We start from the raw sequence: 14,648 nt of genomic DNA, 5'->3' as shown, positions 1-14,648 counted from the left end.
AAAGTGTTCCGATCAGTTCATCGTGGGGATGACGAAGTGGTTGGTCTCTTCCTTCTTGCCGGAAGGCCAGCGCTGCGTCACGGTCTTGGTCTTGGTGTAGAAGCGGAAGGAGTCGGGACCGTGCTGGTTCAGGTCACCGAATCCGGAGCGCTTCCAGCCACCGAAGGTGTGGTACGCGATCGGGACCGGGATCGGCACGTTCACGCCGACCATGCCGACGTTGACGCGAGCGGTGAAGTCACGCGCGGTGTCGCCGTCGCGGGTGAAGATGGAGACGCCGTTGCCGTACTCGTGTTCGGTCGGAAGACGCAGTGCCTCTTCGTAATCGGCAGCGCGGACCACCTGAAGGACGGGTCCGAAGATCTCTTCCTTGTAGATGCGCATGTCCGAGGTGACGTTGTCGAACAGGGTTGCGCCGGCGAAGAATCCACCTTCGTGGCCTTCGAGGGTGAAGCCGCGGCCGTCGACGACTGCCGTTGCGCCCTCGTCGATGCCGATCTGCACGTAGTTGTTGACGCGGTCGAGGGCATCCTGGCAAACGAGCGGTCCGAAATCGACGCCTTCGTCGTCACTGCGACCGATCTTGAGCTTCGCGACGCGCTCCTTCAGCTTCGCAACAAGAGCGTCCGCGGTCTCCTCGCCGACGGGAACGGCAACCGAGATGGCCATGCAACGCTCGCCGGCGCTGCCGTAGCCTGCACCGATCAGGGCGTCGGCAACCTCGTCGAGGTCCGCGTCCGGCATGACGATCGCATGGTTCTTGGCGCCACCGAAGCACTGTGCGCGCTTGCCGTGAGCTGCGGCCGTCTCGTAGATGTACTGAGCGATCGGCGTGGAGCCGACGAAGCCGACGGCCTTGATGCGATCGTCGGTGAGCAGAACGTCGACAACTTCCTTGTCACCGTTGACCACGTTGAACACACCCGCGGGCAGTCCCGCTTCGAGGAACAACTCGGCCAGGCGCAGCGGCACGGAGGGGTCGCGCTCGGAGGGCTTGAGGATGAAGGCGTTACCGGCGGCGAGGGCGGGGCCGGCCTTCCACAGCGGGATCATCGCGGGGAAGTTGAAGGGCGTGATACCGGCGACGACGCCGAGCGGCTGACGCATGGAGTACACGTCGATGCCGGTGCCGGCACTCTCGGTGAATTCACCCTTGAGCAGGTGCGGAGCGCCGACGGCGAACTCGATGACCTCGAGGCCGCGCTGGATGTCGCCCTTGGCGTCGGCGACGGTCTTGCCGTGCTCGGACGAGAGGAGGCGGGCCAGAGAATCCATCTCGGCCTGGGCGAGCTGCAGGAACTTCATCAGCACGCGGGCACGCTTCTGCGGGTTGAACGCTGCCCACACCTGCTGCGCCTCTTCGGCATTGGCGATGATGGCTTCGGTCTCGGCCTTGCTCGCGAGGGGAACGCGGGCCTGCACCTTGCCGGTGTTGGGATCGAACACGTCCGCAAATCGATCAGATGTCCCGGGAACACGCTTACCACCGACGAAGTGCGTCAACTCGTGAACCGTCGCATTTTCAACCATTGTGCTAACCCGTTCCTTGCTCGTATGGACCGCCCAGGAGGCAGCAGTGAATATGTCTACCATCCTATAGTTGGATGTCCATGTATGTCTAGAGCCCAAAGGCTGTGCGCCATTATTAACCGCGGGGGGTTAATAAAGGCGCACAGCGCGGAGCGCGGCTGCCGCTTCCTGCGCGACTACTGCATCGGTGACGTCGTATCCGTCCGATCCCCCACCAGGTCCGCCGGAAACTGCGACAACCTTGCGCGCCGAGAGATGCACCGCATCGACGCCGACGGCAGCGATTGCCGGGATGTCGTCGACGGTTATTCCGCCACCGGCCATGATCTGGATCCGGCCCGCGGCATGTTCGACCATTCGACCGATCTCGTCGAGTCCCTCATTGCAAGTGTCCGCACCCCCGGACGTCAGCACGCGGGTCACGCCCAGGTCGATCAGTTCGTCCAGCGCGGTCAGACGGTCGGTCACCACGTCCATCGCACGATGTACTGTCACCTCGACCCGCGCACGGTCCACGCATCCGATGATGCGGCGCAGCACGACGGTGTCGATCGAATAATCTTCTGTCAGCGCGCCGATCACGATGCCGGAAGCTCCACCGGCCACAGCAGCATGTACGTCGTGCTCCATCACCCACACTTCGTCGGGTGAGAACACAAAACCTCCGGCGCGCGGACGGATCAGCGGGTGAACCGCGATCCCCACTTCCGACGCAGCCTCGATCACTCCGATGCTGGGCGTCAATCCCCCCGTCGGGCCGAGTGCCGCACACAACTCGACTCGAGTCGCTCCCACCGAACGCGCGATCCTCGCCCCCCGCACGTCCTGCACTGCCAGCTCCAGAACCGTCATGTCAGAAGGGCTGCCACGACGGCTTGTGTTCGAGCGCATACCGGTAGTAGTCGGCAAGTTTGAGTGAACTGGCCGCAGCTTCGTCGATGACGACGGTGACATGGCGATGCAATTGCATCACCGAAGCCGGGCAGAAAGCAGACAACGGACCTTCGACGGCAGCGGCGATCGCGTCAGCCTTGCCTTCTCCGGTCGCGATCATCACCAGATGCCTTGCATCGCTGATGGTTCCGAGCCCCTGGGTGAGCACGTGATGTGGGACGTCGTCCACACCGTCGAAGAAGCGTGCGTTGTCGATCCGGGTCTGCTCGGTCAGCGTCTTCACGCGGGTTCTCGAGGTCAACGACGATCCGGGCTCGTTGAAGCCGATGTGGCCGTCGGTACCGATGCCGAGCAACTGCACGTCCACTCCCCCGGCCGCCGCGATGCTCTGGTCGTACCGGACGATCTCCTGCTCCGGGCACGGCGCTTCACCGTTGGGACTGGACACCATCGCGGGATCCAGGTTGACGTGATCGACGAACTCCGACCGAATCACCGAGTAGTACGACTGCGGATGGCGTTTCGGCAATCCCAGGTACTCGTCGAGCAGGAATGCCCGAGCCAGCGAGAAGTCGAGTTCGGCGTCGCGATGCCTCGCTGCCAGTTCACGATAGGTTCCGATCGGCGACGACCCCGTTGCGAGACCGAGCGTCGTCGCCCCGGCTCTGACGTAGCCTTCGACGATGTCCGCGACGGTCGAGTCGACCTCCGCGGGTGTCGGCTGAATTACGATTTCCATGATTTTTCCTTTCCGGCGACTCTTCCGCCGAGTAGTACACGCCCCAGGCGCAATTGACGATCGGTGACCACGATGTCGGCTCGGCAGCCCACGACCAGCGATCCGATCAGGTCGCCAAGTCCCAGCAGACGCGCTGGGCTCCGAGTTGCCGCTGCGACAGCATCTTCCAGCGCGACGCCGCCGTCGAAGACAGTGCTGCGAAGCACGTCGAGCAATCTTGCAGTCCCTCCGGCGATGGCACCGGAACTGCCGTCGGTGGTCGCGAGTCTTGCTACACCGTCGGCAACCGTGACGTCGAGCGCACCGAGTTGGTAGTCGCCGTCGTCCATTCCCGCAGCGGCCATCGAATCGCTGACCAAGGCGATCTGGTCCGGTCCGACAGCATCGAAGACCATCGACACGGTCTCGGGTGCAAGATGCACACCGTCTGCGATCAGTTCCACCACCATCTCGCCTCTCGCGGCAGCCGCCAGGCACGCCGCGACGGGACCCGGAGATCGATGGTGCAGGGGCGGCATCCCGTTGAAGAGGTGGGTCGCGCTGATCTGTCCGGCCCAATCCCCGTGCACCGCAGCATCGATCCGCGCCGACGTCGTTGCCGCGTCGGCATCGGTGTGACCGAAACTCGGCACGATGTTGCGATGACGCATGATCGCGAGCAACTCTTCGAAATTCTCGGTCTCGGGCGCCAAGGTCATGGACCGCACGGTCCCACGCGCGGCGTCACACACGGCTTCGAGCAGATCCGGATCACCGGGAATGATCGCCGCCGGATCCTGGGCACCGCAGCGGACGCCGTTGATGAACGGCCCCTCGAGGTGGATACCCAGAAGTTCTCCGCGTTCGACCAGATCGGCGAGCATCGTTGCTTGTCGCACCAGATCTGCGCGCGGTGCGGAGACCAGGCTGGCCAGCATTCCGGTCGTGCCGTGCTCGCAATGGTGCGCCGCCGCGCGGCTCGCTCCATCGGCGTCGGTGTTCGGGAAACCAGCACCCGCGGCGCCGTGGCTGTGGACATCGATCAAGCCGGGCATGATCACCGCGTCGGTGCGTTCCGGAATGACGACGACGGGTGTGGACGCCACATAGTCCGCAGCCGAGCCGACCCAACTGATCTTTTCGCCGTCCACGACGACGACTCCGTCGTGAATCTTCCCGGCCGGAGATCCGATCACAGTTCCCCGCAATACGATCGGATCGCCGACAGTAGCCGAGCCTGATGTACTCATGCCGACTCGCGAATCCGCGCGACGGCCGCTCTACCCTCGATCGGGTTTCGCGCGCCCCGCGCCGCCGCGGCCATGTCCTTGCACACCGCCAGATCGAGAGAGGCCAGTTGCGCGCGAACTGCGCCCAATGCCGGGACCGACATCGACAGACTCGTCACGCCCAAACCGACCAGAACCGGAGCCAACAGCGGGTCAGACGCGGATTCTCCGCACACACCAACAGGTTTTCCGGCATCGGCGCCCGCCTGACCGACCATCGCGATCAGATCGAGGACCGCCGGCTGCCACGGATCGAGCAGTTGCGCCAGGCCTCCGGCCATACGATCCACGGCGCAGGTGTACTGGCTCAGATCATTGGTACCGATACTGACAAAATCGAGGTGCTCGAGGATATCCTTCGCCCGCAACGCTGCAGCTGGAACCTCGATCATCGCTCCGACCTTGCCGATCCCCCGCGAACGCGCAAGTTCTGCAAAGTCCTTCGCCTCGTCGGCCGTAGCTACCATCGGCGCCATGACCCACAGATCGGCACCCGTCGCATTGCCTGCCGCCGCGAGGGCGTCGAGCTGGCTGATGAGCGTGTCGGGATAAACCGTGCCGACACGGAGCCCGCGGATACCAAGGGCCGGATTCTCCTCGACCCCGAGATCGAGAAACGGCAACGGCTTGTCCGAACCCGAATCGAGAGTGCGGACCACCACCTTCTGTCCGGCGAAGTGCCCGAGCACCGACGCGTACGTCTGTGCCTGCTCCTCCACCGACGGTGCGTCGTGACGCCCGAGATACGAGAATTCGGTACGAAACAGTCCGACGCCCTCGCAATCCGCCGCTCCGGCCCGCGCGGCGTCCTCGAGGGTTCCGATGTTGGCCGACAACCTCACCGCGAACCCGTCACGCGTGCGTCCTGGACCCTGTGCCGAAGCCGACTGCTCTGCCACGAACGATGCTTCGAGGACAGCGCGCTCGCGCATTTCTGCCGAGGGATCGATGGTGACCGTCCCGGTGGTGCCGTCGAGGATGAGAAGTTTCCCCTCCGCCAGCAGATCGGTTCCCGAACAGTTGACCACGGCCGGGATTCCGAGCGACTTCGCCAAGATAGCCGTATGGCTGGTCGGACCTCCTTCGGCAGTCAACAATCCGACCACGTCACTGGTGCCCAGCGTCGCTGTATCCGCCGGAGCGAGGTCGCGCGCCACCAGTATGTACGGGTAACCGGGAGTGGGGATTCCGGGCATCGGCTCCCCTCGAAGAACGGCCACGGCTCGCTGCCCGAGATCGCGCAGATCGGTTGCCCGTTCGGCCATGTACCCGCCGAGCGCCGTGAGCTTTTCACAGAAGGCGTCGAAGGCAACTGCGACGGCGTGTGCGGTCGGCAGCCCCGATTCCAGGTTCGCCTTGGCTGCCTTCACGATGCCCGCGTCGCGCGCCATCGCAGCCGACGTCGTCAGGATCTCCGCGGAGACGCCCTCGACTGTCTTTGCACGCGAGAGCAGTTCCTCCGCGACGGCGTCCAGTGCCTCACGGATCCTGATCAGCTCCGCCTCGGGACTGCCTGTGATCGGGTCCGACGCCGAGGTCGGCTCAGGCGTGGAGAATCGCAACCACGGCGCGCAGACCGAACCCGCGCTCACTCCGATACCCGCGATGCGGTGGTCCACACTCGCCGTCATCAGGCTTCGTCCAGTTCGGATGCGAGAAGCTCTGCGAGCGAACCGACCGCAGCGTCGGAGCCGTCACCGTCAGCACGCAAGGTCACCGAATCCCCGAATGCTGCACCGAGAGTCATGACAGACAACATGCTGGAGGCATCGACGGGTTCGCCGTCGCCGAGCGCGATGGTGACGTCTACCGGTAGATCGGCTGCGGCGCGCGCGAAGAGCGCTGCGGGTCGTGCGTGGAGTCCGACGCGGGATCCGATTGTCGTGGTTGCGATCGCCATGTTCAGCGTCCTTCCAGTTCCTTGTCGAGCTTGTTTTCCAGTTCGGCGACGAGCGGGGCGTCGGTGCGGCTGTCACCTTCGGCAGCCAGTGCCAGTTCGGCCTCGAGCAGCGCTGGGTCGGGCTCACCTGCAGCCACCTCGACCTCTTCTTCTCGTCCTGGCGTGCGCAGATTCCACTTCTTGATGACGAAGCTGAAAAGGAAGTAGTAGATCACGGCGTAGCCGAGTCCGATCGGGATCAACATCCATGCGTTGGTTGCCTTGCCGAAGTTCAACACGTAGTCGAAGAAGCCTGCGGAGAACGTGAATCCGTCGTGAATCCCCAGCGCATTGACCAAGGCCATCGACGTTCCGGTCAGGAGCGAGTGGATGACGTACAGGGGCCACGCGACGAACATGAAGGAGAACTCGAGCGGCTCGGTGATACCGGTGAGGAATGCGGTCAGGCCGGTGGAGAGCATGATGCCGCCGACGAGCTTCTTCTGAGAAGGCTTGGCGTTGCGCCAGATTGCGAAGGCTGCAGCGGGGAGGGCGAACATCATGATCGGGAAGAAGCCGGTCATGAACGTACCGGCGGAGGGGTCGCCGGCGAAGAACCGGTTGAGGTCACCGCGAACGATCTGACCGCTCGCGTCCTGGTAGTCGCCGATCAGGAACCATACGGCGGAGTTCAAGATGTGGTGCAGGCCCGTGGGGATCAGGAGGCGGTTCGCTGCGCCGTAAATGCCGCCGCCCACAACAGTATTGGAAGCAACTGCTTCACCGACCCAGTTGAGGCCGGAGTTGAACAAGGGGTACACGAATGCCATCAGGACACCGACCACAAGACCGGTGATCGCTGTCAGGATGGGAACGAGCCTGCGCCCGTTGAAGAACCCGAGATAATCGGGAAGCTTCGTTCGATAGAACCGCTGCCACAAGATCGCCGACAGCAAGCCCATCACGATACCGGCGAGCACACCGTAGTTGATCAGGGATTGATCCCCGTTCGGGTCCGTCTTCCCTTCGAGGACGATCGGCGACATCGCCTTGAACACGCCGTCGATCACCATGTAGCCGACGACGGCTGCCAAGGCAGTCGATCCGTCGGCCTTCTTGGCCCAGCCGATCGCGATACCGACGGCGAAGATCAGCGGCAGCCACGTGAAGACTGCTTGTCCTGCCGCAGAGATCACTGCAGCAGCACTGTGCATCGAACTGAATCGCCCGAGCAGGTCGTCCTGGCCGAGGCGGAGCAAGATTCCCGCAGCCGGCAGAACGGCGATCGGAAGCATCAAGCTTCGGCCGAGGCGTTGAACCCCGGCGAACACTTTCGATTCCTTCTTCGGGGTGTCTTCGAGAGTCATCAAGGACCTTCTTCGTTCGCCGGGCCGCGTCGCGATCGGCCGCTGGTTCTGGAAATTCGGGTGTCGTACACGTGCAGGTTTCGTGAAAATGCAGGTCACGGTTCTTGCTCGGAAGTGAGGCCGAAACCGTTTTGTCGAAACTGTTGTGGAGCCGGACTTCCAACGGGTACTGTCCGGTCATAACCAGTTGTAGTTTTACCTGGTGGAGGCGAGTTGTCAACACCCAAATGTGACATACGTAACCGGGATAGCCTCGACCAGCAACTAGTCAGCCCACCTGCACGACCGTTCAACGATCACGACCAACCCGACAATCAGGAGCAGCAAATGTCGAAAGCGGAAGCAATCATCAAGGGCCTCGGCGGCGCAGAGAACATCGTCGAGATCGAGGCTTGCATCACCCGCCTGCGTACCGAGGTCAAGGACGGAGCGAAGGTGAACGAGTCCGCTCTCAAGGCTGCCGGCGCACACGGCGTACTCAAGGCCGGAACGGTTGTCCAGGTCATCGTCGGGCCCGAGGCCGACACCCTTGCCGAGGACATCGAGGACATCCTGTGACGGTCGTCCTCGCCCCGCTCCCCGGTCGGGTCGTCGCACTCGCTGACGTACCGGACCCGGTGTTCGCTCAGCAGATGGTCGGCTCGGGCGTCGCGATCGAACCCGCTCGCGGTCAGGGCCCACTCACGGTCGTGGCGCCGATCAGCGGAAAGATCCTGAAACTTCACCCCCACGCGTTCGTGATCTTCGGCGAGAAAGCCACCGGCGTGCTGGTCCATATCGGCATCGACACGGTCAAGCTCGAAGGCGACGGATTCACCCTCATCGCCGCCGAGGGTGACACCGTCGATGCGGGTGATCCCATTGTCAGCTTCGATCCAGCGCACATCGACACGACCGGTTACTCGGCGATCTGCCCGGTAGTCGTGATGGATTCCAAACCGGACACCGTCGAATCCCCTTCCGTCGGTGGGGACGTCGCCACTGGCGACACTCTGTTCGACTGGTCGGCGTAACGCAAAGGGCGAGCACACCGGAAGGTGTGCTCGCCCTTTGCGTTACGAACGATGACTATTGGTCGCCGCGCGTTTTGGGCCGCGCTTGGCCCTGGACTTCCATCTGCAACTGGTAGCGGTCGGATCGGTACCAACTGCGAGTGTGCTCGACCGGTGCGATCTCGCTGAACGACACTCGATCGAAGTACAGAACCGGAGCGCCCTTACGAGTGCCCAGGAGAGTCGCGATCTCCGTACTGGCACCATCGGCACTGACTGTCTGCTCTGCCCGATCGATCGGCTTGTCGTACTTGTCGGCGGTTGCCCGATAGATCGAACCCGTCAAGTCCATGTCGAGTAAACCCGGCAACAGTTCGGGATTGAACCAGCCGTCGTCCACGCTCACCGGCTCGCCGTCGGCAAGGCGCAAGCGCTTGACGTGGTAACCGTCGGAACCCGGTCGCATATTCAGTGCGGCAGCAGTGTTTTCGGGGACCGGCCCCTGTTCGCTGACCAGGACCACTGTCGTGGGGTGATGCCCCTGGGCGCGCATTTCCTCGGTGAAGGATGCAAGGTGCAGCTTGGATTGGACAGCACGGTGCGCAACGAAGGTTCCCTTGCCACGCACGCGAACGAGGTGTCCGTCATTGACCAGTTGCCCGATTGCCTCGCGAACGGTGATCCGACTGACGCCGTAGTCCTGCATCAGGTTTCGCTCGCTGGTCATCAAGTCGCCAGGCTGGAGTTCTTGGGTGCACTTGCGCAGGAGAATGGTGCGCAACTGTTCATGTTTGGGTATTGCGCTGTCGCGCAAATGAACGGGCATCACAGCGACTGTCCCTCCGAGAAATGAATAGTCGTCTATTCGCCGACGACAACGACCTGAAATCGCAGGCAGGTCCCGACCGGACCGGTCCAATTAACGATACTGGAATTTACGACAGGAAACTAGCACCAGTCCGGAGTTGTCCGATTTCAACCGTCCAACCGTCGGTAGATGGACCGTATTTCGTCCAAGGCGACGTTCTGCTGAGCCATGTCCAATCCCAATGCCGCAACCGCCTCGCGCAACCGCCTGATATCCAGATCGTCGATCGCCGCGCGAAAAGGCACCTTCGGTAGCGCAGGGAGGGCAGCCGCGATTCCGAACCAATTCTCGACGTCCATCGAAACAGTCGACTCGTCTTCCACTCCCCCGATCAACTGCTCCAGGTCGACCCCGCGAAGTCTCAGCAACCTGAGCGGATCGGTGTCGATTCGCTCCGCGGTCAAGAACGCCACGGCCGCAGCGTGTTTGCACGGCCAACCGACATCGGGGCAGGTGCAGTCGAAGCGAAAAGCCGACGGGCCGTCCGGTATCAGTTGAGCAGCAAGCATGTCCGGGACAACGCCGGACACCAGTGCGGCAAGACTTCCCGGCACGCGGCGGATCTTGGTGATGATGTCGTCGATATCCGATTGGTCAAGGGTGTCGATCGACAGCGTGGAAACGAACGGTTGAAGTTGGCTGCCCTGAACCTCGGCCGTCACCACTCCTGGTTCGATGTCGAGCGCCAAGACCTGACCCGAACGCGCATACGTTCGCCCACGCGTGACACGAGGTTTGTCGCCGATCTCTTCGACGACCCGAACAAAAGCCTTGCCCCAGAACGTCCTCCCGAACGCTGGACGAGGCTTGACCGGCGCGGGTGCCCGCCGTCGAGGCCCGGTGTACTCACTGAAATCGGGGCCTTTACCGCGCGGACTCATTCGCCCACCGCGTCGTCGCCGAGTCGCAACAACTCGTCCAGTTGCTCGACGCTCATCTCCGTCACCCAGTTCTCACCGGTCCCGACTGCAAGTTCGGCGAGTTCACTTTTACTCGCGATCATCGTGTCGATTCGCTCTTCCAAGGTTCCGACGCACACCATCTTGCGTACCTGAACGTTCTTTCTCTGACCGATGCGGAAGACACGGTCCGTCGCCTGGTTCTCTACCGCCGGGTTCCACCATCTGTCGAGGTGAACCACATGGTTGGCCGCCGTGAGATTCAGACCCGTGCCGCCGGCCTTGAGCGAGAGCACCATGATGGGCGGGCCGCCTTCACCTTGAAATGCCTCGACCATTGCGTCGCGCCCGGCTTTCGACACTCCGCCGTGGAGAAACGGAACTTCGATGGTGAACCGGTCGGCCAGGTACGGCACCACCAATTCGCCGAACTCACGAAACTGTGTGAACAACAGAACCTTCTCGTCGTCGCCGATGACCGACTCGACGATGTCCTCGACCAGTCCGAGCTTTCCCGAACGGTGTTGCCCGCGGCGCATCACCGGCGAACCGTCGCGCAGGAAGTGCGCGGGATGATTGCACACCTGTTTGAGTTTGGTCAGCGCAGACAGGACGGCGCCCTTGCGCTTCATCCCTTCCGTCCCCTTGATCTGCGCCATCATCTCGTCCACCACGGCGCGGTACAACGCGGCCTGCTCTTCGCTGAGATTCGCTCGAACCGTCATCTCCAACTTCTCCGGAAGATCCGCGATCACGGCGGGATCGGTCTTCACGCGCCGCAGCACAAAGGGGGACGTGACGGCTCGCAGTCGAGAGACGGCAAGCTGATCTTTTTCCCGCTCGATCGGTACGACAAACCTTTTGCGGAACATCTGCTCCGAGCCGAGCACACCGCGATTGGCAAAATCGAGGATGGACCGCAGCTCGTCCAGTCGGTTCTCCACCGGCGTTCCGGTCAGAGCAACGCGATGATCCGCGGGGATGCTGCGAGCAGCTCTCGCCTGAGATGTCTTGGCGTTCTTGATGTGTTGAGCCTCGTCGAGCACTACGCGCCGCCAGTCGAGATCCTTGAGGGCCGCGACGTCGCGGGTCATGAGCGCGTAGGTGGTGATCACGAGGTCACTCTCACGAACTGCCTGTTCCAACTCCGCCCCGGTAGCGCGATCCGAACCGTGATGAACGTAGACGCGCAAGCTCGGCACGAATCGCGCCGCTTCACGCTGCCAGTTACCCACAACCGACATCGGGCACACCAAAAGGGTTGCTGTCTTGGACTTCTCGTGCGCAAGTAACGCCAACAGTTGCAGCGTCTTACCCAGACCCATGTCGTCGGCCAGAACGGCGCCGAGCCCGAGAGCACTCATGTACGCCAACCAGTCGAGACCGCGTCGTTGATACGGACGCAAAGTCGCGTTGACCGTCGACGGTACCGCGACCTGCCGCGGAGCCACCGACTGGTCGAGCAGTGCCGAGGCCCATCCGGTTGCTTTCACTTCCTCGACCGGCAGGTCTTTGAGGTCGTCGGCGATCAAGTCCTTGATCAGATCGACGATCGCTCGGTCCCCGCTCGAGTGCCGCTGACTGACAAAACGAGCCGCGCGGGCCAGGACGTCTTTGTCCGCCTGAACCCACTCGCCGCGCAACTGGACCAGATCGGACTTCGCCTCGACCAGTCGGGTCATTTCCTCGGCGGTCAGTACCTTGTCTCCGAGCGCCAATTCCCAATCGTATTCCAGCAATTGGTCCATACCGACCGTACGATTCTCCGCAACGATCGGAGACGCCGCCGAGGTCACCCGCACACGCAGGGATGGTGACACCACGTTCCAGGCACGCGGAAGCAGCAGCGTGATCCCTCGCTCTCGCAGGACTATCGCGCCGTGTCCGACCAGGTCCATCACGACTGGAGTGGGCAGCAACAGGTCGAGACTGTCCTCGTCGCGCGGCACGTCGCGAAAACGTGGGTAAGCCTTGATCGCCTCTTCGAGTTTGCGGCTGCCGAGCTGGATACGTTTGGGATCTGCCCGGTGCAGACGAACCCGTTCGGGCGCTTCACCTTCGGGACGCAAACACACTTGCAGACGCCACAGCGCATCGTCGTCGGGATCGGAATTGTCGTCGAGTTCAGGCTCGATCAGCCGCAGAACCAAGTCCGGCTCTCCGGCGGTGAACGTCGACCCCCATTCGGCGAGTCCCTCGGCCGCTCGTACCGACACGTCGTCGAAAGCGTCCCCGGACAACACGGCCTGCCACAGCGGGGTCTGCAGCACCGGATGTGAGTCCCCGAGAGCACGACGAACGATCGGGTCCGTGAGTTCGTTCGTGATGTCTTCGATCGTCGCCCTCGGCGAACCGACCGCCCGCTGCACCGGCGGCATCGCCACTACCAGTTCACCGATCCAGGCGCGCTGGCGTTCCCCCACTGACAACTGCCAGCGTGGCCACCAACTTCCTTCAGCCCGCGTCAGTGCGGGGACCACCCGTCCGGCGCGCACCCACCGGTCTATTCCTCGCGCCACGTGTACGAGAAAGTGCAGGTCTCCCGCAATTCGCTGATCGTCGGCCTTGAACCGCAGCAGAAGAGCGACTGCGTCCGGCGGCGCCAACGCAACAGCTGCGTACTCACTCTGCAAAGGCCCGCCAGGTACGGGCGGCATAGCGACATTCACACGATGACGGAACTTGCGATGCAGGACAACACTGACCGGATCACGGGGATCGTCGGTCCCGGCACCCTCGTGCCCGTCGACCCACAGTTTGAGCCCCGATCCCGGTGACCAGAGTCCATGCAGCATCCGACCATCCAATCAGGTGCCACCGACACCACTTCCCGCCTACCGGGCAATAGGCTGGCAGGCATGACGACGGCATACGGCTTCACCGAGTACGGCGGACCCGACACACAGTCCTACTTCGACGTCACCTTGCCCCCGCCCGGTGCCGGCCAACTGCTGGTGTCGGTCCGAGCGGCGGGCGTCAACCCCGCTGACTGGAAAGTTCGCGCGGGTACTCGAAAAGATACTGTCCCGGTGACGCTGCCTGCGGTTCTGGGCCGCGAAGTGTCCGGTGTTGTCATCGGAGTAGGTCCGCGGGTCACCGAGTTCGAGGTCGGCGACGAAGTGTTCGGCGCTACCGCGACCGGCTTCGGCGGCTACGCCGCGTCGACATTGCTCAACGTCTCCTCGACAGCACACAAGCCGCCTACCGTGTCCTGGGCCGATGCCGCAGTGCTGACGGTTGCGGCAGGAACGGCCTACGACGCACTCCACGATCTCGGTCTGAAACCCGGGGCGACACTCCTGCTGCTCGGCGCCGGCGGCGGCGTTGGTCGCAGCACGATCGCGCTTGCTCTGGCGCGGAGTATCAACGTGATCGGTGTCGCGAGCGAGTCCAAGAGAACCGCGATCGAGGAAGCGGGAGCACGTTGGGTTGCGTCGGGGGACGGCTTCGCAGACGACGTGTCCGCGTTGTCCCCAGTCGGAGTGGACGCGGTTTTCGACCTGGTCGGCGGGGACACTCTCACTCGCGGCGCTGAGCTCGCCCGACCGGACGCACCGATCCTGAGCATCGCCGATCCTCTGGCGGCGAGCCGACTCGGCGGCGGTGGTGTCGAACGCCGAAGAACTACAGCAGTATTCACGGAGATCGCGGCGCTCGTGGCCGACGGGATCCTCGACCCGTCCGTGTCCGGGCGGTACCCATTCTCCCGCGCTGGGGAAGCGCTCGCTGCAGTCGAAGACGGCCATGCCGCCGGCAAAGTGGTGATCGAGTTCGGCTGATTCCTGTCGGCCCACGATGGTTCAATCACCGTCTACGACGGACGGCGTTGAATCACCGTCTACGACGGACGGCGTTGAATCACCGTCTACGACGGACGGGGGCACAGGTGGTTGCACGGTTATTTGCGATCCTGTCGACGCTCGTGCTCGTATGTCTCGTCGCGTCCTGCGGATGGTTCGGGGACGAGCGTCTCGAGTCGGCCCCGGGCAGCCCGACACGATCGGAGCTCGAATCGCTGCTGTCCCGGACCGCGATTGTCGACAACCGCCCACATCCGGGTGGATACGAGCGCGGCTGCGGTAACGGCGAGGCCCCGTTGACTGAACTAAATGCCGAATGGTGCAGGTCTGAAGGGGTGGGGTCGATGTGGGTCGGTAGCTTGCGGACATGAGCGAAGGGGAAAGTTCGAGAGATCTGTCGGGGCTTGTGGTG

Annotated in this window: 13 protein-coding genes; 3 read left to right on the top strand and 10 right to left on the bottom strand. The window is 63.1% G+C overall.

Translation table 11 applies throughout. The annotated features are described in order from the left end of the window. Nucleotides 1-12: 12 nt before the first annotated feature. From ATN37_RS02415 to ATN37_RS02385, 7 genes are all read right to left on the bottom strand, one after another. On the bottom strand, nt 13-1,530 hold the full coding sequence (locus ATN37_RS02415; RefSeq protein ID WP_003941275.1) for a CoA-acylating methylmalonate-semialdehyde dehydrogenase: 1,518 nt from the start codon (nt 1,528-1,530) through the stop codon (nt 13-15). 129 nt (nt 1,531-1,659) lie between these two features. Continuing rightward, nucleotides 1,660-2,382, bottom strand: a complete 723-nt coding sequence (locus tag ATN37_RS02410) for a copper homeostasis protein CutC (RefSeq protein WP_209909215.1) — start codon at nt 2,380-2,382, stop codon at nt 1,660-1,662. 1 nt (nt 2,383) lies between these two features. Next, complete coding sequence (nagB, locus tag ATN37_RS02405; protein WP_218694706.1) at nt 2,384-3,163, bottom strand: glucosamine-6-phosphate deaminase; 780 nt, start codon at nt 3,161-3,163, stop codon at nt 2,384-2,386. Further along, the gene (locus tag ATN37_RS02400) at nt 3,151-4,392 is read right to left on the bottom strand and encodes an N-acetylglucosamine-6-phosphate deacetylase (RefSeq protein WP_218694704.1); all 1,242 of its coding nucleotides are present in this window, start codon (nt 4,390-4,392) and stop codon (nt 3,151-3,153) included. The genes nagB and ATN37_RS02400 overlap by 13 nt, the downstream gene beginning before the upstream one ends. Continuing rightward, on the bottom strand, nt 4,389-6,062 hold the full coding sequence (gene ptsP / locus ATN37_RS02395; protein ID WP_218694702.1) for a phosphoenolpyruvate--protein phosphotransferase: 1,674 nt from the start codon (nt 6,060-6,062) through the stop codon (nt 4,389-4,391). The genes ATN37_RS02400 and ptsP overlap by 4 nt, the downstream gene beginning before the upstream one ends. Beyond that, a complete protein-coding gene (locus tag ATN37_RS02390) occupies nt 6,062-6,331 on the bottom strand; it encodes an HPr family phosphocarrier protein (RefSeq protein ID WP_218694700.1) in 270 nt (89 codons plus the stop codon). The genes ptsP and ATN37_RS02390 overlap by 1 nt, the downstream gene beginning before the upstream one ends. A 2-nt stretch (nt 6,332-6,333) precedes the next feature. Next, the gene (locus ATN37_RS02385) at nt 6,334-7,677 is read right to left on the bottom strand and encodes a PTS transporter subunit EIIC (RefSeq protein WP_003941307.1); all 1,344 of its coding nucleotides are present in this window, start codon (nt 7,675-7,677) and stop codon (nt 6,334-6,336) included. Nucleotides 7,678-8,004: 327 nt separating this feature from the next. On the opposite strand from ATN37_RS02385, the gene ATN37_RS02380 reads away from it, so the two are divergent. Then, complete coding sequence (locus ATN37_RS02380; protein WP_003941324.1) at nt 8,005-8,235, top strand: glucose PTS transporter subunit EIIB; 231 nt, start codon at nt 8,005-8,007, stop codon at nt 8,233-8,235. Further along, nucleotides 8,232-8,690, top strand: coding sequence for a glucose PTS transporter subunit IIA (locus ATN37_RS02375; protein ID WP_019749215.1), 459 nt, complete (start codon nt 8,232-8,234; stop codon nt 8,688-8,690). The genes ATN37_RS02380 and ATN37_RS02375 overlap by 4 nt, the downstream gene beginning before the upstream one ends. Nucleotides 8,691-8,745: 55 nt before the next feature. Here ATN37_RS02375 and ATN37_RS02370 read toward each other — a convergent pair whose 3' ends face one another. The 3 genes from ATN37_RS02370 to ATN37_RS02360 form a co-directional block, all read right to left on the bottom strand. Next, nucleotides 8,746-9,495 carry a GntR family transcriptional regulator gene (locus ATN37_RS02370; RefSeq protein WP_007726130.1) on the bottom strand — a complete coding sequence of 250 codons (750 nt, stop codon included), beginning with the start codon at nt 9,493-9,495 and terminating at the stop codon, nt 8,746-8,748. Between the two features lie 149 nt (nt 9,496-9,644). Continuing rightward, nucleotides 9,645-10,418, bottom strand: coding sequence for an SWIM zinc finger family protein (locus ATN37_RS02365; RefSeq protein ID WP_058037600.1), 774 nt, complete (start codon nt 10,416-10,418; stop codon nt 9,645-9,647). Next, on the bottom strand, nt 10,415-13,231 hold the full coding sequence (locus ATN37_RS02360) for a DEAD/DEAH box helicase (protein WP_218694698.1): 2,817 nt from the start codon (nt 13,229-13,231) through the stop codon (nt 10,415-10,417). Before ATN37_RS02360 ends, ATN37_RS02365 begins: the two co-directional genes overlap by 4 nt. 63 nt (nt 13,232-13,294) lie before the next feature. On the opposite strand from ATN37_RS02360, the gene ATN37_RS02355 reads away from it, so the two are divergent. Then, nucleotides 13,295-14,215 carry an NADP-dependent oxidoreductase gene (locus ATN37_RS02355; protein WP_042445331.1) on the top strand — a complete coding sequence of 307 codons (921 nt, stop codon included), beginning with the start codon at nt 13,295-13,297 and terminating at the stop codon, nt 14,213-14,215. The last annotated feature ends 433 nt before the right edge of the window (nt 14,216-14,648 follow it).

It is taken from the genome of Rhodococcus sp. MH15 (assembly GCF_019266045.1).
GTDB lineage: Bacteria > Actinomycetota > Actinomycetes > Mycobacteriales > Mycobacteriaceae > Rhodococcus_F > Rhodococcus_F qingshengii.
The sequence above is the reverse complement of the archived record's forward strand: the minus strand, read 5'-3'. Positions and strand labels throughout refer to the sequence as shown.

Excerpts from the sequence above, each read along its gene's own strand:
- ATN37_RS02400 (WP_218694704.1), bottom strand. The coding sequence starts at position 4,392 with ATGAGTACATCAGGCTCGGCTACTGTCGGCGATCCGATCGTATTGCGG.
- ATN37_RS02365 (WP_058037600.1), bottom strand. The coding sequence starts at position 10,418 with ATGAGTCCGCGCGGTAAAGGCCCCGATTTCAGTGAGTACACCGGGCCT.
- ptsP (WP_218694702.1), bottom strand. The coding sequence starts at position 6,062 with ATGACGGCGAGTGTGGACCACCGCATCGCGGGTATCGGAGTGAGCGCG.
- ATN37_RS02355 (WP_042445331.1), top strand. The coding sequence starts at position 13,295 with ATGACGACGGCATACGGCTTCACCGAGTACGGCGGACCCGACACACAG.
- ATN37_RS02370 (WP_007726130.1), bottom strand. The coding sequence starts at position 9,495 with ATGCCCGTTCATTTGCGCGACAGCGCAATACCCAAACATGAACAGTTG.
- ATN37_RS02385 (WP_003941307.1), bottom strand. The coding sequence starts at position 7,677 with ATGACTCTCGAAGACACCCCGAAGAAGGAATCGAAAGTGTTCGCCGGG.
- ATN37_RS02415 (WP_003941275.1), bottom strand. The coding sequence starts at position 1,530 with ATGGTTGAAAATGCGACGGTTCACGAGTTGACGCACTTCGTCGGTGGT.
- ATN37_RS02410 (WP_209909215.1), bottom strand. The coding sequence starts at position 2,382 with ATGACGGTTCTGGAGCTGGCAGTGCAGGACGTGCGGGGGGCGAGGATC.
- ATN37_RS02390 (WP_218694700.1), bottom strand. The coding sequence starts at position 6,331 with ATGGCGATCGCAACCACGACAATCGGATCCCGCGTCGGACTCCACGCA.
- ATN37_RS02380 (WP_003941324.1), top strand. The coding sequence starts at position 8,005 with ATGTCGAAAGCGGAAGCAATCATCAAGGGCCTCGGCGGCGCAGAGAAC.
- nagB (WP_218694706.1), bottom strand. The coding sequence starts at position 3,163 with ATGGAAATCGTAATTCAGCCGACACCCGCGGAGGTCGACTCGACCGTC.
- ATN37_RS02360 (WP_218694698.1), bottom strand. The coding sequence starts at position 13,231 with ATGCTGCATGGACTCTGGTCACCGGGATCGGGGCTCAAACTGTGGGTC.